This window comes from Variovorax atrisoli 110B (assembly GCF_000382045.1).
Lineage (GTDB): Bacteria > Pseudomonadota > Gammaproteobacteria > Burkholderiales > Burkholderiaceae_C > Variovorax > Variovorax atrisoli.
The window spans coordinates 262,875-282,080 of the sequence record NZ_KB907453.1 but is presented as its reverse complement, the minus strand read 5'-3'; the positions used below and the strand labels follow the sequence as shown (position 1 = coordinate 282,080).

The window sequence follows — 19,206 nt, the reverse complement described above, 5'->3', positions numbered from 1 at the left end:
AGCCGGCAAATGTAGGGGGCCAAAGGCCGTGCAGCATCTCGCCAAACGGCCACCCTGCCGAACGGCATAGGCGCGCCGCGTGAAGGCCCTAAGGCGAAAGTGCGCGGGTAGCTACGGGAAGGAGACCGAAGGACTCAGGGCAGCCACTGCACGCACATCATCACGAGCGTGAGCGTGGCCAGCGCCAGCACCGTCGAGACGGCGACACTGGCCGTCACCAGGTCTTCCGCCGTGCGGTAGCGCTGCGAGAACAGGAACACGTTGGCGCCGATCGGCAGCGCCGCGGCCACCACCATCACCGTGAGCGGAATGCCGCGCACGCCCAGCAGCCAGCCGATGAGGGCCACCAGCAGCGGATGCAGCAGGTTCTTCACCAGCGCCTGCACCAGCGCGCCGCGCCAGTGCCGCCCGATGGGCGTGAGCGCGAGCGTGATGCCCACCATCACCAGCGCGATCGGCCCGAATGCCTGGCCCAGCAGCTGGATCGGCTTGTCGATGGCCTCGGGCATGACCAGCCCGGTCTGGGCGAACAGCAGGCCCGCGATGATCGGCAGCGGCACCGGGTGGATGATGGCGTTGCGCAGCGCGCGCATCACGGTGCGGGCCATGGAGGGGCGCTTCTCCGCGCCCGCCGCCCCGAGCGTGCTGGCCTGCTCGCGTGCCACGGCCAGCTCCAGCACCACCGTGGCGCTGGTCAGCAGCACCAGCGAATGCAGCGATATGAGCGTGAGCAGCACCACCATGCCCGGCTCGCCGTAGGCCAGGCCGATCAGCGCGATGCCGATCATCACGGTGTTGCTGTAGGTGTTGGCCAGCGCGATCACCGCGGCCGTGCGGTTGAATCCGCGCAGCGCCAGCGTGCCCGCGAACAGCAGGCCGGAGGCGATGAAATACGCCGCCACCGGCTTGAGGCTCAGTTGCTCGACGTGCACCGTGCTCATCGCGCGGAACAGCAGCGCTGGCGCGAGCAGCAGGAAGATGAGGTGAGACAGGTCCTTCACCGCGCCGCCACCGATCCAGCGCCGCTTGCCGGCCAGGTAGCCCACTGCGATCAGCACGACCACGGGCACGAGCGAGGAGATGACGAAGGAATTCACCCGGCGAGGATAGCCGAGGGGTGCGGCTGTCTTGCTCCTTCCCCCGCTGGGGGAAGGTTGGGACGGGGGCAGGCGCGCTTGCAGAAGCCAGGCTCCCATCAAGGCCGCTTGCCCCCACCCCTGCCCTCCCACAGCGGGGGAGGGAGAAACAACACCGGTCAGAACGTCACGCGCAGACCAACCTTCAGCGTGCGCCCCGGCAGCGGCGCGTTCGGATACACGGTCGTCGTCAGGATCGAAGTCGCGCTGTAGGCCAGCTTGTTCGTGATGTTGTCCATGCGCGCATACCAGGTGAGGTTGGCGCGCTGCACCTTCATGCGGTAGGTGATGGCGGCGTTCCACAGCGTGTAGGCATCCGTCTCGCGCGCGCCCACGGAGGGCACGCGGTGCTGCGCCGCGTTGTAGTCGAAGCCGAAGCGCGCGCCCCAGGGGCCGTTGTTGTAGGCCAGCGTGGCCCCAAGGCGCAGCGGCGCGATGCGCGGCAGCGGCTCGCCGGTATCGAGGTTCTTGGCGCGCACGATGTCGCCGCGCCATTCCAGGTCGAGCGTGCCCGCATCGTCCATGCGTGCGAAGCCGTCCGAGCCCAGCAGGCGCAGGTTGCCGTTGGCCTCGATGCCGGTGAAGCGCGCGCGCACGCCGCCGTAGACGTACTCGGCCAGCGTGTCGGCGGCGCCGGGTTCGGCCACGTTGCCCTCCTCGTCGAGGCTGCGCCCCGTCGCGGTCAGGCCGATGTAGTTGCGAAAGCGCGTGACGTAGGCATTGACGCGGGCGGTGTTGGGGCCCGACTTCCATTGCGCGCCCAGGTCGAAGCCGGTGGACTTCTCCTTCTTCAGGTTCGGATCGCCCACTTCCCATGCACCCGTCGCCACGTGCGGACCGTTGGCCAGCAGCTCGTAGTCCTTGGGCGCGCGCTCGGTATAGGCGAGGTTCGAGGTCAGCTGCCACTGCGGCGCGAGGTTGACCAGCGCACCGAATGCAGCGCTGTGCGGGTTGAAGGTGCGCTCGCCGATGGCAAAGCGCGTGACCGTCGGATCGTCCGGATAGCCCAGCGAGCGGATGCGGACCTGCTCGGTGCGCGCGCCGAAGCTCAGGCGGCCCCACGAAGTGCCGTATTCCTCGTGCAGGAAGAACGCGTTCGAGCGCGTGCGGCTGTGCGGCGCGAAGGCCTCCTCGCCGTCGGCGGCGAAGCGGTTGGTCTCGCTGCTGAAGCCGACCAGGCCCTCGAAGTTGCCGATCTTCTGGTGGCGCGCCTCGATGCGCAGGTCGTTGCTCATGTTCGAGAAGGTGGTGCCGGGCGTGCCGCCCTCGAACTCGGTGTGGCGGTAGTCGGTGTGGCTGAGCTTGGCGTGGATGCTGCTGATGAAGCCGCCCGGCCGCCACTCGCCTTCGAGCGCGTAGCGGTCGGACTTCATGTTGATGGTCACGTCGTCTTCGGCCACCGTGCCGTACTTGCTGCGGTAGCTGCTGACCGAGGCGCCGATGTAGCCCTGGTCGAAGAACAGCGTGCCGCCGAGCGCGCCGCCGCTGGCCTCGTTGGCCGAGTTGCAGATCTTGCGCGCCGTCCAGGGCGAGCCGGGCTTGCTGCATTCGAGCGTGATCGGCACCGAGACGTCCTTGGAGTCGCGGTTGAAGGCATCGACATGCACCGCGAAGCGGTCGTTGCCGCCTTCGAGCACCACGCCGCCGTTCTTCTCCTTGTTGCCGGTGGAATAGCCCAGGTCGGCGCGGCCGCCGAAACCGTTGATGGGCTCGGAGGGAATGCGGTTGTCGATCACGTTGACCACGCCGCCCACGGCGCTGCCGCCGTACTGCAGCGCCGAGGGGCCGCGCAGCACCTCGATGCGCTCGGTGACCAGCGCATCGACGGGCACGGCATGGTCGTAGCTGAGCGCGGAGGCGTCGGGCGCGGCGCCGCCGTTCTGCAGGATACGGATGCGGTCGCCGTCCTGGCCGCGGATGATCGGCCGGCTGGCGTTGGGGCCGAAGTAGCTGCTGCTCACGCCCGGCACGTTGTCCAGCGTCTCGCCGAGGGTCGATTGGGAACGCAGCAGCAGCTTGTCGCCCGACAGCGCCGTGGTGGGCGCGATCAGGTCGGTGGCGCCCAGCGGATTGCCGGTGACGGTGATCTCGCGCAGGCTCGCGGCGTCGGCGGGTTGGGCCTGCTGGACCTGCGCGGGATCCTGTGCCTGGGCCATGCTTGCAAAGGAGGCGAGCGAAAGAACGGCAACGCCGATGGCGTTGCGACGGAAATTGGGGGTCATGAAAAGGACACTCGGTGAATCAAGGAACGACCAGCCGCCACCGCGCGCAAGGCGGGTGCAGCAGCAGCCGGAACACAAGGGGATTCAGCGAGTGGAAGGCGGGCCGCGCGCGTCGAAGAGCGCGACCCAGCGGGCGAGCGCCTCGCCCTGCAGGAAAGCGAAGGTGGCCGACGGCAGCAGCATCGGCAGCACCAGCAACGGCACGCCGGGCATGGCCGAGCCGTGGGAGAGCTGGTCGTACAGCCGGCACTCGGCATCGGTGTGATCGCCGAACAGGCTGGCCAGGTGATGAGCCGTGTGCTTGTGGACGATCTGCGCGGCCTGCGCCGCGGCGGCCGGCAGGCCCGGCACGTGCAGCGATCGGTGCATCAGCCCCAGCGTGCCCGCGAACCACAGCGCGACCGCAAGCACGACCACGAGCGCGCGGGTCGAGCGGGGTCTGGACTGTCGGATGGCGAGGTGCACGGAAGAGGCGGGTTCGGGCCGTTCGGCGCGTCAGGCCTTCAGGCCTTGACGCGCGATGCGAAGGTCTTCTGGAACTTCTCGACCTTCGGGCCCACGACGAAGGCGCAGTAGCCCTGGTTCGGATGGTTCAGGAAGTAGTCCTGGTGATAGGCCTCGGCCGTCGAGTAGTTGGCCAGCGGCGCCACCTCGGTGACCACGGGCGAGGAGTAGGTCTTGCTGGCCTCGATCTCGCGGATCACGTCCTGGGCCACCTGCTTCTGGGCGTCGTCGATGTAGTAGATGCCGCTGCGGTACTGGGTGCCGACGTCGTTGCCCTGGCGGTTGAGCGTGGTCGGGTCGTGCACGACGAAGAAGATCTCGAGGATGTCTCGCAGGCTGATCTGCGCCGGGTCGAATTCGAGCTTGACCACCTCGGCGTGCCCGGTGCGGCCGGTGCAGACCTGCTCGTAGGTCGGGTTGACGGCCTGGCCGTTGCTGTAGCCCGATTCGACGTCGAGCACGCCCTGCACCCGGTCGAAGACCGCTTCGGTGCACCAGAAGCAGCCCCCGCCCAGCACGATGGTTTCGGTGGTCGGCGATGAAGAGGACATGGTGCGGCTCCGGAGGAGGTTGAAAAGACGAACCCGATATTGTCGCGGCTTGACGTGACGGATGTCGGTCACTACATTACTAACCCGCGAGTCATTAATAACATGTCCCCCTCCCGTTCCCTCGTCGACAAGATCTGCCCGGTGCGCGCCAAGCGCGAGCGCCGGAAGGAGGCGCGCCCCGGCGAACTGCTGGCGGCCGCGCTCGATCTCTTCGTGGAAAAAGGCTTTGCAGCGACACGCTCAGAGGAAGTGGCGGCGCGCGCCGGGGTTTCCAAGGGCACCCTCTTCCTGTACTTCCCGAGCAAGGAAGAGCTCTTCAAGGCCGTGGTCATGGAGAACCTCGGCGGCCGTTTCACCGAGTGGAATGCCGAGTTCGAGGCCTTCGAGGGCACCACCGCCGACATGCTGCGCTACTGCATGAACGTATGGTGGGAGCGCGTGGGCAAGACCCAGGCCTCGGGGCTGACCAAGCTCATGATGAGCGAAGGCGCCAATTTCCCCGGGCTCGCGGAGTTCTATCGCGAGCAGGTGGTCCGGCCCGGCCACGAGCTGCTGCGGCGCATCTTCCAGCGCGGCATCGACAGCGGCGAGTTCGCTCCCATGGACATCGACCACGCCATCTACTCGGTGGTCGCGCCCATGGTCTTTCTCATGCTCTGGAAGCATTCGGCCATGGTCTGCGTCGACGGTGCCGCGGCGCTCGACCCCGAAAAATACCTGGCGACCCAGGCCGAAGTGGTGATCAACGGGCTCAGCGTGCGCCCCGGAAGGCCGACCGAACCGGTGGTGTCACCGGCGGCACCTAAAATTGAAGGTTTGTCCTGAGCCCACAAGGAAAGCCACGCCATGAACCCCACCCCCACCCTCGAGCGCTTGCGCTTCAACATGATCGAGCAGCAGATCCGCCCCTGGGACGTGCTCGACAACGACATCCTCGAGCTGCTGGCCCAGATCCACCGCGAGGACTACGTGCCCGAAGCGCACCGCACCCTCTCGTTCTTCGACATGGAACTGCCGCTGCTCGACGGCTCCGTGCCCGGCGAGATCATGCTGTCGCCCAAGGTCGAGGCCCGCACGCTGCAGGACCTGCACATCAAGAAGCACGAGACCGTGCTCGAGATCGGCACCGGCTCCGGCTTCATGGCCGCCCTGCTGGGCGCCCGCGCCGCCCAGGTGCTGTCGCTGGAGATCAACCCCGTGCTGGCCGCCCGCGCCGCCGAGACGCTGCACCGCAACGGCGTGACCAACGTCGAAGTGCGCCATGCCGACGGCTCCGTGCCGCTGCCCAGCGGTCCCAGTTTCGACGTGATCGTGCTCAGCGGCTCCGTCGCGCGCATTCCGCAGAACCTGCTCGGATCGCTGAAGGTCGGCGGCCGCCTCTCGGCCATCGTGGGCGAAGAGCCGATGATGCGCGCCCACTTCGTCACACGCACCAGCGAGAGCAAGTGGGACACGATCCAGCCCTGGGACACGATGGCCCCGCGCCTGCTGAACTTCCCCGAGCCCTCGCGCTTCGCGTTCTGAGCCGACGGTTGACACGAGCATGATCGACCAAGTCCGCCCCGCCGACCTCGCCGCCTGGTTCGCACAGAACGCCGACGCAGCCCCCGTGCTGCTCGACGTGCGCGAGCCCTGGGAGCTGCAGACGGCTAGCGTCACGCCCCAGGGCTTCACCCTGGTGGCGATTCCGATGAACGAGATCCCCGGGCGGCTGGCCGAGCTGAATGACGGCCAACGCATCGCATGCCTGTGCCATCACGGCGCGCGCAGCCAGCGCGTGGCCGCCTTCCTGAACCAGAACGGCTTTGACCAGCTCGCCAACGTGGCAGGCGGCATCGACGCCTGGTCGTCGCACGACCCTACGGTCCCGCGCTACTGATTCTTTCCCCCAAGGACGTTCAATGCCTTCCAGGCCCCGGCTTTCGCCTCTTTCCGCAGCACTCGCAACCACCTTCGCAGTCCTGCTCGCATCGCCGGCCCTGACCCAGGCCCAGACACTGAACGAACTCTACGAATCCGCCCGCGGCTTCGACGCCACGTACCAGGGCGCACGGGCCCAGTACGACGCGAGCATCGCGCGCGCCGCGCAGGCCAAGGCTGGCATCCTGCCCGCCGTGGGCCTCACCGCAGGCGTCACGCGCAGCGACCTGGACATCGACACCCTCACCGGCACCAGCCGGGGCAGCTCCGCCTCGCGCGACTTCAACACGCAGAACATCGGCATCAACGCCACCCAGCCGCTGTACCGGCCCGCGAACTGGGCCACCTACGAGCAGGGCAAGCGCCAGGCCGACATCGCCCAGGCGGTGCTCACCATCGCCGAGCAGGACCTGATCGTGCGCGTGAGCCAGGCCTACTTCGACGTGCTCGCGAGCCAGGACAGCCTGGCGCTCGTGCGCGCGCAGAAGGTGGCCGTGGCCGAGCAGCTGGCATCGGCCAAGCGCAACTTCGAGGTGGGCACCTCCACCATCACCGATTCGCGCGAGGCCCAGGCCCGCTACGACCTGGTGATCGCCCAGGAGATCGCCGCGGAGAACGACCTGCAGGTGAAGAAGGTGGTGCTCGACCAGCTGGTCGGCCGTCCCGGCAGCGTGCCGGTGCCGCTCGCCGTGCCCGTGGTGCTGCCGACGGCGACGCCCGCAGACATCAACGCATGGGTCTCGCAGGCCGACGAGGCGCATCCCTCCATCCGGCAGGCCCGCCTGGGCCTGGACGTGGCCGGGCTCGAAGTGGAGAAAGCCAAGGCCGGCCACAAGCCCACGCTGGACGCCAACCTGGGCTACAACGTCACGCGCAATCCGACCGGAACCAGCACGAGTACCGTGGGCACGCGCGTCAACGCGGCCACGGTGGGCGTCACCTTCAACCTGCCGCTGTTCGCCGGCTTCGCCACCGAGAACCGCATCAAGGAAACGCTGGCGCTCGAAGACCAGTCGCGCAGCGTGCTCGAAGGCACGCGCCGCAGCGTGGCGCAGGCCACGCGCGCGGCCTACCTCGGGCTCGTTTCAGGGGCGGGGCAGGTGAAGGCGCTGGAAGCCGCCGAGGCCTCGAGCCAGAGCGCGCTCGACGCCAACCGGCTCGGCTACCAGGTGGGCGTGCGCATCAACATCGACGTGCTGAACTCGCAGAGCCAGCTCTACCAGACCAAGCGCGACCTCGCGCAGGCGCGCTACAACGTGCTGCTGGGCAACCTGAAGCTGCGCCAGGCCAACGGCACGCTGACCGTGGACGACATGAACGCGATCAACGCGACGCTGGCCAGCAGCGGCAGCGTGCCGGCCGTGCCGCCGGCCATCGGCCCCGACCGCGGCACGACGACGACCACGACACCCGTTGTGCCCGCGACGCCGCCGAGCATCCCCGCGATCCCGCCGGTGCAGACGCCGCAGTTCAATCCGCCCGCACCGACGATGCCGACGGCGCCCGTGCCGCCGGTGATCGTGAATCCGCCCGTGCGCTGAGCCAGTTGGATTTTTCTCCCTCCCCTCCCGGCGGAGGGTCGGGGTGGGGGCACCGTGGCTTTAACCCATTCGCAGCGCTCGTTGGGCACTTGCCCCATCCCAACCTTCCCCCTCTGGGGGAAGGAGCCAGAGGCAATTCAATCCAGCGTGGGTTCCGCGCGCGGCGGTTGTTGCGGATCGCCGTCCAGCGGCGCATTCACCGTGTCCACCGGCTCGGCCGCCTGCGCAATCGCCAGCACTGCCGCCGCCGTGCGCTCGGCCGCGCCGCGGTTCGATGAGGAGAACGCCAGCGCGGCCTGCGCCATCGCGGCGCGGCGCTCGGGGTTCTCGACCAGCTTCAGCGCCGCAGTGACGGCCTGCTCCATGCCTTCGACGCGCAGCGATGCACCCGCGGCCAGCGAGAGCTGCGCTGCCTCGGCGAAGTTGAACGTGGACGGGCCCATGACCACCGGGCAGCCGCAGGCCGCCGGCTCGATCAGGTTCTGCCCGCCCAGCGGCTCGAAGCTGCCGCCGAGCAACGCCACGTCGGCCAGGCCGTAATAGAGCGCCATCTCGCCCAGCGAATCGCCGAGCCAGATCTCGGCATCGGACGGCTGGCCCGCCGCACTGCGGCGCGCCACCGCGAAGCCCTCGGCCTCGATCAGCGCCGCGACCTCGTCGAAACGCTGCGGATGGCGCGGCACGATCATCCATTGCACGTCATGCACGCGCTTGGCGATCGAGCGGATCGCGCCCTGCTCCGGCGGCACCGGCGACGTCGCGCCGAAACGCTTGAGCACTTCGAGCAGCATGCGCTCCTCGCCGTCGCGCGAGCTTGCGAGCACCACCATCGGCTTGGGCAGGCGCTCGCGCAGCGAGGCAGCGGCGGTGAGCTGACGCGCATCGGGCGTGGCGTCGAACTTCAGGTTGCCGTAGATGCCGGCCACCTTGGCGCCGAGCGACACCAGCCGGTGCGCATCGGCCTCGGTCTGCGCCCACACGGCCGTGAGAGACGAATAGGCGGGCCGCGCCAGCCATGCAAGGCGCTCCGCCGCCGCCAGCGACTTCTCGTTGAGGCGCGCATTGGCCAGCACGAGCGGAATGCGGCGTTCGGCGCAGGCGGCAGTCAGCTCGGGCCAGACCTCGGTTTCCATCAGCACGCCGATGCGCGGCTGGAAGCGGTCGAGGAATCGGCGTACGGCGCCAGGCGTGTCCCACGGCTGCCAGACCTGCGTGTCGCCCGGCTCCAGCAGCTTGGCACCTTCCTCGCGACCGGTGGCGGTACCGTGCGTGAGCAGGATCGGCACGCCGGGGTACTGCCGGCGCAGCTCGGCGATCAGGATCGCGGCCGCGCGCGTCTCACCGAGCGAGACCGCATGCACCCAGCACTGGGCATGCCCGGTGATGGCTTCGTCGTAGTAGCCGAAGCGCTCCTCCACCGCCACGCCGTAGCCCGGCTCGGCCTGCGCGCGGCGCCGCAGCTTGCGGCGCACGAGCGGTTGCACGACAGTGGTGAAGGCGCCGTAGAGGCGCAGCAGCAGGGAACGCACGATTCAGTTCCCCACCAAGACCACACCGTTGCGGAACCCACAGCGCGTGAGATCGGCGCGGCCTTTCACGCCAGAGCTACCTTGGAGCCGGCTTTGCCGGGCCAGCGGTATCGCCCCCTGGAAGAGGGTTGGCGCAGCGACACGGAGTGCGCGAAGACGGGGGGTCATCCTAATGCGCCGCTTCGCCTACCTTGGCGTCGGGCTTGGCGGTTCTCAGAAGGGCCAGCATCTCGGCCTCGATGCGCTTGAGCGCCGCATCGGTCTGCCCTTCGAAGCGCAGCACCAGCACGGGCGTGGTGTTAGACGCGCGGATCAGCCCGAAGCCATCGGGCCAGTCGACGCGCAGCCCGTCGATGGTCGATACCTTGGCGGGCGCGGCGAAGTTCGCGCCCTTCACCAGCTTGTCGACCACCGCGTGCGGCTCGCCCTCGGCGCAGGCCACGTTCAGCTCGGGCGTCGAGAAGCTCGTGGGCAGCGCGTTGAGCACGGCGTTCGCGTCGGGGCTCTTGCTCAGGATCTCGAGCAGGCGGCAGCCCGCGTAGGTGCCGTCGTCGAAGCCGAACCAGCGCTCCTTGAAGAAGATGTGGCCGCTCATCTCGCCGCCCAGGGGCGAGTCGATTTCCTTCATCTTCGCCTTGATGAGCGAGTGGCCGGTCTTGAAGATCATCGGCTTGCCGCCCGCGGCCTCGATGGCCGGGCCCAGGCGCTGCGAGCACTTCACGTCGTAGACGATGGTGCCGCCGGGCACGCGCGAGAGCACGTCCTGCGCAAAGAGCTGCATCTGGCGGTCGGGGAAGATGTTCTGGCCGTCCTTGGTGACGATGCCCAGGCGGTCGCCGTCGCCGTCGAAGGCCAGGCCCAGCTCGGCGTCGCCCGCGGCTAGCGCGGCGATCAGGTCCTTCAGGTTCTCGGGCTTGCTCGGGTCGGGGTGGTGGTTGGGGAAGTTGCCGTCGACCTCGCTGAAGAGCTCGGTCACCTCGCAGCCCAGGGCGCGGAAGATGGCCGGGGCCGAGGCGCCGGCGATGCCGTTGCCCGAATCGACCACGATCTTCATCGGGCGCGCCAGCTTGATGTCGCCAGCGATGCGCTCGATGTAGGCCGGGGCCACGTCGACCTTGCGCACGCTGCCGCCCGGGGCGAGCTGCGCGGTGCCGGCTTCCATGGTCCTGCGCAGGGCCTGGATCTCGTCGCCGTAGATCGCACGGCCGGCCAGCACCATCTTGAAGCCGTTGTAGTCCTTGGGGTTGTGGCTGCCGGTGACCTGGATGCCGCTCGTGCACAGCGTGTGGGCCGCGAAATACAGCATGGGCGTGGTGACGGCGCCCACGTCGATGACCTCGATGCCCGTGGCCACTAGGCCCTTGATCAGCGCCTCGGCCAGCGCGGGGCCCGACAGGCGGCCGTCGCGCCCCACCGCCACCGACTTCTCGCCCGCCGCGCGGGCCGCGCTGCCGAAGGCCCTGCCCAGCGCTTCCGCCACCTCGGCATCGAGTGTGACCGGCACGATGCCGCGGATGTCATAGGCCTTGAAGATCGACGCGCTGAGCTGCATGGAGAGGCGTTCCCTGTCGGATTTGTAAACCGGGCATTGTAGGCAAGGCCCCGGGTGGCCACATGTCCGGAAACGGCCAGTTGAAACGAGTCGAAACCGTATCATTTCCCCATGCCTGCCGACCACCACTCCACCGAAGCGCTCGAGAGCGACGCCTGCTACCTGGCGATGAAGACGCACGACGCGCGCTTCGACGGCTCCTTCTTCACCGCGGTGACCTCCACCGGCATCTACTGCCGCCCGGTCTGCCGGGTGAAGCTGCCGCGGCGCGAGAACTGCCGGTTCTTCCGCCATGCGGCACAGGCCGAGGCCGCGGGCTTCCGCCCCTGCTTGCGCTGCCGCCCCGAGCTGGCCCCTCGCGCTTCGGGCGCGGCGAGCTGGTCGACCGAAGATGCCTCGCGCATCCTCGCGCAGCAGGCCGCGCGGCTGATCGACGAGCCCGACGCCTGGTCCGAAGACGGCCCCGGCGCGGCCCAGATCGCGGCGCGCCTGGGCGTGAGCGACCGCCACCTGCGGCGCATCTTCGAATCGCAGTTCGGCGTCTCGCCCCTCCAGTACCTGCAGACGCGCCGCCTGCTGGCCGCCAAGCAGCTCATCGCCGACACGCGCCTGCCGATGACGCAGGTCGCGCTGGCCAGCGGCTTCGCCAGCGTGCGCCGCTTCAATGCAGCCTTCCTGGAGCACTACGGCCTGAATCCGAGCGCGCTGCGGCGCGCCGGCGGCGGCGCGGACAACGGCAGCGCAGGTGGCCATGGCAAGGCGATCGAGGTGCGCCTGGGCTTCCGACCGCCCTACGACGCCAACGCCATGCTGGGCTTCTTCGCACGGCGCGCGCTGCGCGGCGTGGAGGTGGTCTCCACCGCCGACGGCAAGGAACCCGCCAAGGGCAGCACGCCCGACTACGTGAAGCTGACCCGCACGCTGCGCATCCAGCAGGGCGCGCAGGCCCACGCGGGGTGGCTGCAGCTGGGCTTCGACCTGCAACGCGAGCAGATGCTGCTGTCGGTCAGCGATTCGCTGGCCGCCGTGCTGCCCATCGTCATCAGCCGTGCCCGCGCCCTGTTCGACCTCGATGCGGAGCCGATGGCCATCAATGCGGCGCTGCACGCGGCCTTTCCGCACGGCGACGGGCTTCGAGTGCCCGGCGCGGTCGACGGCTTCGAGCTCGCGGTGCGCGCGGTGCTGGGCCAGCAGATCACGGTCGCCGCGGCGCGCACGCTGGGCTCGCGGCTGGTCCAGGCCTTCGGCGAAACGCTGGCCACGCCGGTCGAGGGGCTGGACCGGCTCTTTCCCACGCCGGCGGCCATCGCGGCCGCGAGCGGCGACGAGCTGGGCCGGCTCGGCATCGTGCGGCAGCGGCAGACGGCGCTGCAGGCCGTCGCGCGCGAGGTGGCCTCCGGCAGGCTGGCCCTGCACGCCGGCGCCGACGTGCCCTCCACCATCGCCGCGCTGCAGGAGCTGCCCGGCATCGGCGCCTGGACTGCACAGTACATCGCGATGCGCGCGCTGCGCTGGCCCGACGCCTTTCCGGCCGGCGACGTCGCGCTGCAGAAGGCCCTGGGCGTGACCACCGCCCGCGCCGCCAGCGAAGCCTCGCAGGCGTGGCGGCCGTGGCGCAGCTACGCGGTGCTGCGGGCCTGGCATGCGCCGGCCCCGGCGCCGGCGGGCTCGCCTTCGCCACCTGCGGCCACCGAGTCCGGATCTCCCCTCATCACCACGGCAGGCGTCGCAGCCTGAAGCGTCATGAAGTTCAAGAGCAAAGTCATCTACACCTCGCACATCGACACGCCGCTGGGCGGCGTCACGATGGCGGCCACCGACAACGGCCTGGCCGGCGTCTGGTTCGACCAGCAGCGCCACTGGCCCGACACCAGCGGCTGGATCACCAGGGACGACCATCCCGCGCTGGTCGAGGCGGCCACGCAGCTGCGCGACTACTTCGCCGGCAAGCGCGACAGCTTCGACATGAAGCTCGACCTCTCGCACGGCACCGCGTTCCAGCAGAGCGTGTGGCAGCAGCTGCTGGCCATTCCGGCCGGAGCCACCACGAGCTACGGCGCGCTCAGCATCAACGTGGGCAACCCGGCCGCGGTGCGCGCGGTGGGTGCTGCCGTGGGACGCAACCCGATCAGCGTGATCGTGCCCTGCCACCGCGTGCTGGGCTCCGACGGTTCGCTGACCGGTTACGCTGGCGGGCTCGAACGCAAGACCGCGTTGCTGCAGCTCGAAAAGGCGATCTGAGCCCGAGCGAGCGAACGCGCGAGCGCACAGAAGAAAGAACGACCGAGGACGCATGACCACAACGAAGAACGACAACGTCGCCCCCGCCGCCAAGGCCCTCCCGCCCACCGCGTGGCTCATCGACCTGGTGCTGCTGGGGGCGCTGTGGGGCGCCTCCTTTCTCTTCATGCGCATCGGCGCCGCCGAGTTCGGCGCGTTGCCGACGGCCGCGGTGCGGGTGGCGATCGCCGCGCTTTTCCTGCTGCCGATCGCGCTGCTGCGCGGGCAGGGACCGTCGCTTGCGAAGCACTGGAAGGCCAGCATGCTGGTCGGCGTCTTCAACTCGGGCATGCCCTTTGCGCTCTTCTGCTTCGCGCTGCTGACCATCAACACCGGCCTCGCGGCAGTGCTCAACGCCACCACGCCGATGTTCGGCGCGCTGGTGGCCTGGGCCTGGTTCCGCGAGCGGCCGGCGAACTGGCGGCTGGTGGGGCTGGTGATCGGCTTTGCGGGCGTGGCGATGCTGGCGAGCCGCAACGCCGGCCTGCATTCCGGCGCCAGCGGCAATGCGGCGCTCTTTGCAGTGCTCGCCTGCCTCGCCGCCTGCCTGTGCTATGGCATCTCCGCCAGCGCCACGCGGGCCTGGCTGGGCGGCGTGCCCGCGCTCACCACCGCCACCGGCAGCCAGATCGGCGCCACCGCCTTCCTGGCCCTGCCCGCCTTCTGGCTCTGGCCCACGCAGATGCCCAGCCTGCGCGCATGGCTCGCGCTGCTGGCGCTGGGCATCGCCTGCACCGGGGTGGCCTACATCCTGTTCTTCCGCCTGATCGAGCGCGCCGGCCCGGCACGCGCCTTGACGGTGACCTTCCTGGTGCCGGTGTTCGCGCTGTTCTACGGCGCGGTGTTCCTGGGCGAGAGCATCACGCAGTGGATGCTGGTGTGCGCGGTGGTGATCGTCTGCGGGGTGGCGCTGTCGACCGGCATCGTCAAGCCGGGCTGGCCGCGCAAGGCGCCAGCCTGAAGGCGCGTCGCGTGACGCCTACACGGCGCCCGCGACCACGTTCACCGAAAGCGCCAGCACCAGCATGTTGAAGGCGAAGGCCAGCATGCTGTGCAGCAGCGTGATGCGCCGCATCTCCTTCGAGGTCGCCTGCACGTCGGAGACCTGCGAGGTCATGCCGATCACGTAGGAGTAGTAGAGAAAGTCGAAGTAGTCGGGCGCGTCGTCCTTGCCCGGAAAGTCGAGGCCGCCGTCGGGCGTGCCGTCGCGCTGGTCGATGTAGTAGCGGTGCGCGTAGTGGAAGGCGTAGATCGTGTGCATCGTCAGCCACGAGCCCACGAGCGCCACCAGCCCGAGCGCGATGTGCGCCGCGCGCACCCAGCCGCTGAGGTCCTTCACCTGCTGCAGCAGCATGGCGATGGCCACCACGCTCATCGCCACGACCAGCAGCATCGACACCAGGATCAACACGTTCGGCTGGTCCAGCGACTGCGCGCGCTCGCGCGTGCGCCTGGCGTCGAAGGTGCAGGCCAGCCACCATGCGAGCAGCTGGTGCACCACCACGCCCGCACACCAGGCGGCCAGGCCCCGCGCCATGCCGCTCATGGGCACCGGCAGGAGCGCAACGGCGACGGCCGCGCCCGCGGCGGCGCCATAGAAAAGACGTTGGGGACCGGTGGTGGTGGAGAGGTGTCGGCGCATGACGGCACTTTAGCGCCCGCCAAGGGGCGCAACGCGCCGTCGCGGCGTAGAGCTATTCCTACAACCACTGCGGCATTCCGCGCATCCGCGAAGTCCTTGTCGCCCTCTAACGTATCGCCTGTTCAGGGAGCCTCGCCCTCAAGCACCGCACAGGACGCAGCCACCCGGCTCCCGTTCCGCCAAGACGACGTGCCCGAGGGGTCCATCCAGTTCCAGTTTCGCCCATCCGTTTCTTCAAGGATTCTTCAATGCCGCTGCCTCGTCCCCGTCTTCTCCCGTCCGTCCGGCACCCCGTGCTGCTCGGCGCAGGGCTGCTCATTGCCGCCGCGCCTGCCTTCGCCGACCCCTCCCCTGCGCTCGATCGCTTCAGCTTCTCGGTGGGCGGCTTCAACGCCGATCCGAAGATCAGCGCATCCTTCGGCACGGCGTACGGCGCATTGCAGACGGGCGACATCAAGCCCGGCCGCGTCACCATGCCGCGCATCTCGGCCGACGTGCTGCTGGGCGACAGCCAGGGCATCTCCTTCGACTACTACCGCTACAAGCGCGACTACTCCGGCGGCGTCGCCAACACCACGTCGCTCGGGCCCTTCGGCACGCTCAACACCTTCGGCAATGCGGACCTGAGCACCAAGCTCGACTTCGCGAAGCTCTCGTACAAATGGTGGATCGGCTCGGGCAACACCGTGCTCGGCCTCGGCGCCGGCGCCGCCTACTACCGCGCGACGCTCGGCGCCAGCGCCCTGGCCTCCGTGAACGGCCAGATCGGCACCCTGAGCCAGAGTTCGAGCGACAACGCCGTGGCGCCGCTGCTGGAGATCGGCGTGCGCCACGCCATCACGCCCGACCTGCGCCTCTTCGCCGACGCCTCGGGCGTATGGAAGAACGGCGGCCGCTTCCACGGCAACATCTACAACGCTTCCGCGGGCGTGGAGTGGTTCCCGGTGAAGAACGTGGGCGTGGTGCTGGCCTATGGCGTGACGAACATCGACCTGACACGCAACAACGACTTCGCCGATACGCGCCTGAAGGTCAAGCTGCAGGGTCCCTCGGCCTTCCTCAAGGCGCGCTTCTAGGCGCCCGATCCGGCTGCGGGGTGGCAGCCAGTCTTCGCAAGACGCGGTGCGGCGCACGGCCTTAGGCTGCGCCCACCATCGAAGAACGGAGACGAAGAGCATGCCCGCAGCCGCCAACGGCCCTGTGCCGCCGCAGTTCCATTCGCGCATCTCGCGCATCGCGCTGGGCGACGTGATCCATCGCAGCGCACGCCGCTTCGGCGCACGTACGGCGCTCGTCGAAGGCGAGCACCGCGTCACCTACGGCGAACTCGACGCCGCCTCCAACCGCTTCGCGCACCACCTGCTGGGCCTGGGCCTGTCGGGCGGCGACCGCGTGGGGATGCTGTGCAACAACTCGATCCAGATGGTGGTCGCCATGCTGGGCATCCAGAAGGCCGGCCTCGTGTGGGTGCCGATCAACACCGCGCTGGCGGTGGATGCCATCGGCTACATCCTCGGCCATGCCGAGGTGCGCCATGTCGTGATCGACACCGCGCTGCACGCCCGGCCCGAGCTGCGTGAACTGCTGAGCACGAAAGGCGTGGCGCCCATCCTCTGCGTGCTCGACGGCGACACGCCGCCGGAAGGCTTGCCCACCGTGCTGCAGGCCATCGCGCAGGGCCCGGCGACCCTGCCCGACGTGCCCATCGACAGTACGCAGCTCGCGCTCATCATGTACACCAGCGGCACCACGGGCCGCCAGAAGGGCGTGATGCACTCGCACGCCTCGGTGCATTCGGTGCTGTTGAGCAACATGGTCGAATGGGGCAGCAGCCCCGAGCGCGCCGACGTGTGGAGCAGCGTGCTGCCGCTCTTCCACTGCGGCCAGCACACGGTGCTGATGTCGGCGCTGGCGGTGGGCGGCTCGCTCGTGGTGCTGCGCGGATTCGACCCCGGCGCGGTGCTCGCGGCCATCGAGCGGCACCGCATCACGGTGATGGTCGGCCTGCCGATGATGTACGGCGCGCTGCTCGCGCATCCGCAGCGCACCGCGCGCGACATCTCGAGCCTGCGGCTTTGCGTGTATGCGATGGCGCCGATGTCGCGCACGCTGCTGCTGCGCCTGCTCGACGAGTTCTGCCCGAACTTCGCGCTCGTCTCGGGCCAGACCGAGATGTACCCCGGCGCCACCATCTTCGAGGCGCACGAGCAGCGCAGGCGCTTCGGCTCCTACTGGGGCGTGGGCACCCTGGTGAACGAGGTCGCGGTGATGGGTGACGACGGCGAGCTGCTCGGCCCCGAGCAGGTCGGCGAGATCGTCTTCCGCGGCCCCAACGTGATGCTCGGCTACTACAACGACCCGGAGGCCACTGCGAACGCGCAGCGCTTCGGCTGGCACCACTCGGGTGACCTGGGCAAGCTCGACGCCGACGGCCAGCTGATCTTCCTCGACCGGCTCAAGGACATGGTCAAGTCGGGCGGCGAGAACGTGCCCTCGATCAAGGTCGAGGAGGTGCTGCTGCGGCACCCCGCCGTGCTCAACGCCGCGGTGGTGGGCCTGCCGCACGGGCGCTGGGGCGAGGCCATCACCGCCTTCGTCACGCGCAGGCCCGACGCACCGGCCGACTTCGACGAGGCCGCCCTCTCCGCCCACTGCAAGGAGCACCTGGGCGGCTTCGAGGTGCCGAAGAAGATCATCTTCCTGCCGGCGCTGCCGATGACCTCGACCGGCAAGATCCAGAAGTTCGAGCTGCGCCGGGCGCACCACGACCACTACGAGCACGAGGGTTGATCCGCGCCCTGCAGCAGCGTCGCGCGCACTTCCTTCTTCAGCACCTTGCCCACCCTGGATCGCGGCAGGTCGAGCCACACCTCGATCTGCTTGGGCGCCTTCACGCTGCCGATGCGCGCCTTGACGAAGGCCTTGACGTCCTCCACGTCCACCTGCCGGCCTTCGTGCAGCTGCAGCACCGCCACCACGCGCTCGCCCCACTTCTCGTCGGGCAGTCCGACTACGGCGCTGTCCTGCACGTCGGGGTGCTGCAGCAGCGCCTGCTCGACCTCGGCCGAATAGACATTGAAGCCGCCCGAGATGATCATGTCCTTGGCACGGTCGACTATGTAGAGAAAGCCATCGGCATCGAGGTAGCCGATGTCGCCCGTGTGGTGCCAGCCATGGCGAGAAGCCTCTTCGGTGGCGCCCGGGTTCTTGTAGTAGCCGAGCATCACCAGCGAGCCGCGCACCACGATCTCGCCGCTCTCGCCCGTGGGCAGCAGCACGCCGTCGGCGTTCATCACGCCCACCTGCACGAGCGGGCCCGGCCTGCCCGCCGAAGACAGGCGATGGCGTGCGATGGTGCCGTCGGCGTTGAAGTGCTCGCGCGGCGACATCATCGAGATCATCATCGGCGCCTCCGTCTGGCCGAAGAGCTGCGCCATGACGGGGCCGATCTTCTGCAGTGCCTCTTCGAGCCGCGCGGCCGACATGGGCGCGGCGCCGTACCAGAAGCACTGCAGCGAATCGAGCTTCGTGTGCGCGAGCTGCGGATGCTGCAGCAGCATGTAGATCAGCGTGGGCGGCAGGAAGGTATGGGTGACCCCATGCGCCTCGATGAGGCCGAGGAACTCGCCCAGGTCGGGCCTGGGCATGATCACGACCTGCCCGCCCAGCGCCATCACCGGCAGGCACAGCACGCCGGCGGCATGCGTGAGCGGCGCCAGCGCGAGGTAGACGGGCCGCCCCTCGAAGGGATAGCCCATCAGCGTCAGCGCCGACATCGCCTCGAGATTGCGCCCAGACAGCATCACGCCCTTGGGCTGGCCTGTGGTGCCGCCGGTGCCGGCGATCATCGCCAGGTCGTCGGGCGGCGCGATGTCGAAGGGCGAGTCGTCCAGGCCCTCGAGCCAGTCTTCCAGCGAGGGCGCGAAGGCCTGGCGCTGGTCGAGGCACACCAGCGCCCGCAGCCCGGGCAGTTGCGGGCGCATCTGCTCGACCATGGCCGCATAGTTGCCGTGGAAGATCAGGCAGGCGCAGTCGAAGGCATCGAGCACGTAGGCGTTCTCGCCCGCCTCGTTGCGCGGATTGATCGGGCACCACACGCAGCCCGCGCGCGAGATGCCGAACACTGTGGCGAAGGCCGTCGCGTCGTTGCTCGAAAGCACGGCCACCTTGTCGCCGGGGCGGATGCCGGCGCGTTGCAGGCCCCTCGCCACGCGCCAGCTGATGCGCTGCACCTGGGCATAGCTCAGGCTGCTGCCGCCCATGGTGAGGCACGGCGAATGGGCGCCGAGCTGGGCGCCCTTGTCGAGGTAGTCGACCAGGCGCATGAGA

General features: G+C 69.2%; 17 protein-coding genes. 9 read left to right on the top strand and 8 right to left on the bottom strand.

Features of this window, described 5'->3' with window-relative positions; translation table 11 throughout:
• Nucleotides 1-134: 134 nt before the first annotated feature.
• The 4 genes from G369_RS0115190 to msrA all read right to left on the bottom strand — a co-directional run bounded on the left by G369_RS0115190 (nucleotide 135) and on the right by msrA (nucleotide 4,413).
• Nucleotides 135-1,097, bottom strand: a complete 963-nt coding sequence (locus tag G369_RS0115190) for an AEC family transporter (RefSeq protein ID WP_019654861.1) — start codon at nucleotides 1,095-1,097, stop codon at nucleotides 135-137.
• A gap of 158 nt (nucleotides 1,098-1,255) precedes the next feature.
• The gene (locus tag G369_RS0115185; protein ID WP_019654860.1) at nucleotides 1,256-3,358 is read right to left on the bottom strand and encodes a TonB-dependent receptor; all 2,103 of its coding nucleotides are present in this window, start codon (nucleotides 3,356-3,358) and stop codon (nucleotides 1,256-1,258) included.
• Between the two features lie 84 nt (nucleotides 3,359-3,442).
• Nucleotides 3,443-3,823, bottom strand: coding sequence for a hypothetical protein (locus G369_RS0115180; protein ID WP_019654859.1), 381 nt, complete (start codon nucleotides 3,821-3,823; stop codon nucleotides 3,443-3,445).
• Nucleotides 3,824-3,861: 38 nt separating this feature from the next.
• Nucleotides 3,862-4,413, bottom strand: coding sequence for a peptide-methionine (S)-S-oxide reductase MsrA (gene msrA, locus G369_RS0115175; RefSeq protein ID WP_019654858.1), 552 nt, complete (start codon nucleotides 4,411-4,413; stop codon nucleotides 3,862-3,864).
• Between the two features lie 102 nt (nucleotides 4,414-4,515).
• On the opposite strand from msrA, the gene G369_RS0115170 reads away from it, so the two are divergent.
• Genes G369_RS0115170 through G369_RS0115155 form a run of 4 tightly spaced genes read left to right on the top strand, consistent with a single transcriptional unit; the run spans nucleotide 4,516 to nucleotide 7,874 of the window.
• The gene (locus tag G369_RS0115170; protein WP_019654857.1) at nucleotides 4,516-5,238 is read left to right on the top strand and encodes a TetR/AcrR family transcriptional regulator; all 723 of its coding nucleotides are present in this window, start codon (nucleotides 4,516-4,518) and stop codon (nucleotides 5,236-5,238) included.
• 21 nt (nucleotides 5,239-5,259) lie between these two features.
• Nucleotides 5,260-5,937 (top strand): protein-L-isoaspartate O-methyltransferase family protein, encoded by a 678-nt coding sequence (locus G369_RS0115165; RefSeq protein WP_019654856.1) that lies wholly within the window; start codon nucleotides 5,260-5,262, stop codon nucleotides 5,935-5,937.
• A gap of 19 nt (nucleotides 5,938-5,956) precedes the next feature.
• Nucleotides 5,957-6,292, top strand: a complete 336-nt coding sequence (locus G369_RS0115160) for a rhodanese-like domain-containing protein (RefSeq protein WP_019654855.1) — start codon at nucleotides 5,957-5,959, stop codon at nucleotides 6,290-6,292.
• A gap of 22 nt (nucleotides 6,293-6,314) precedes the next feature.
• Nucleotides 6,315-7,874 carry a TolC family outer membrane protein gene (locus G369_RS0115155; protein WP_019654854.1) on the top strand — a complete coding sequence of 520 codons (1,560 nt, stop codon included), beginning with the start codon at nucleotides 6,315-6,317 and terminating at the stop codon, nucleotides 7,872-7,874.
• Between the two features lie 137 nt (nucleotides 7,875-8,011).
• Here the strand turns inward: G369_RS0115155 and G369_RS0115150 are convergent, their stop codons facing one another.
• Both G369_RS0115150 and G369_RS0115145 read right to left on the bottom strand, forming a co-directional pair.
• Nucleotides 8,012-9,403, bottom strand: coding sequence for a 3-deoxy-D-manno-octulosonic acid transferase (locus G369_RS0115150; protein WP_019654853.1), 1,392 nt, complete (start codon nucleotides 9,401-9,403; stop codon nucleotides 8,012-8,014).
• 169 nt (nucleotides 9,404-9,572) lie between these two features.
• Nucleotides 9,573-10,955, bottom strand: a complete 1,383-nt coding sequence (locus G369_RS0115145; RefSeq protein WP_019654852.1) for a phosphomannomutase/phosphoglucomutase — start codon at nucleotides 10,953-10,955, stop codon at nucleotides 9,573-9,575.
• Nucleotides 10,956-11,066: 111 nt separating this feature from the next.
• Here G369_RS0115145 and G369_RS0115140 point away from each other — a divergent pair, with 111 nt between their 5' ends.
• Genes G369_RS0115140 through G369_RS0115130 form a run of 3 tightly spaced genes read left to right on the top strand, consistent with a single transcriptional unit; the run spans nucleotide 11,067 to nucleotide 14,196 of the window.
• Nucleotides 11,067-12,692 carry a DNA-3-methyladenine glycosylase 2 family protein gene (locus G369_RS0115140; protein WP_019654851.1) on the top strand — a complete coding sequence of 542 codons (1,626 nt, stop codon included), beginning with the start codon at nucleotides 11,067-11,069 and terminating at the stop codon, nucleotides 12,690-12,692.
• A 6-nt stretch (nucleotides 12,693-12,698) separates the two neighbouring features.
• A complete protein-coding gene (locus tag G369_RS0115135) occupies nucleotides 12,699-13,196 on the top strand; it encodes a methylated-DNA--[protein]-cysteine S-methyltransferase (protein ID WP_019654850.1) in 498 nt (165 codons plus the stop codon).
• A 52-nt stretch (nucleotides 13,197-13,248) separates the two neighbouring features.
• Nucleotides 13,249-14,196, top strand: coding sequence for a DMT family transporter (locus G369_RS0115130; protein ID WP_019654849.1), 948 nt, complete (start codon nucleotides 13,249-13,251; stop codon nucleotides 14,194-14,196).
• 18 nt (nucleotides 14,197-14,214) lie between these two features.
• Here G369_RS0115130 and G369_RS0115125 read toward each other — a convergent pair whose 3' ends face one another.
• The gene (locus tag G369_RS0115125) at nucleotides 14,215-14,877 is read right to left on the bottom strand and encodes a DUF1345 domain-containing protein (RefSeq protein WP_019654848.1); all 663 of its coding nucleotides are present in this window, start codon (nucleotides 14,875-14,877) and stop codon (nucleotides 14,215-14,217) included.
• A gap of 248 nt (nucleotides 14,878-15,125) precedes the next feature.
• On the opposite strand from G369_RS0115125, the gene G369_RS0115120 reads away from it, so the two are divergent.
• Nucleotides 15,126-15,953 carry a hypothetical protein gene (locus tag G369_RS0115120; RefSeq protein WP_051127585.1) on the top strand — a complete coding sequence of 276 codons (828 nt, stop codon included), beginning with the start codon at nucleotides 15,126-15,128 and terminating at the stop codon, nucleotides 15,951-15,953.
• A gap of 100 nt (nucleotides 15,954-16,053) precedes the next feature.
• Entirely contained in the window at nucleotides 16,054-17,667 is a 1,614-nt protein-coding gene (locus G369_RS0115115; protein ID WP_019654846.1) for a class I adenylate-forming enzyme family protein, read from the top strand.
• Here the strand turns inward: G369_RS0115115 and G369_RS0115110 are convergent.
• Complete coding sequence (locus tag G369_RS0115110) at nucleotides 17,649-19,202, bottom strand: acyl-CoA synthetase (protein ID WP_019654845.1); 1,554 nt, start codon at nucleotides 19,200-19,202, stop codon at nucleotides 17,649-17,651. The two genes, G369_RS0115115 and G369_RS0115110, sit on opposite strands and share 19 nt — an antisense overlap.
• Nucleotides 19,203-19,206 lie beyond the last annotated feature (4 nt).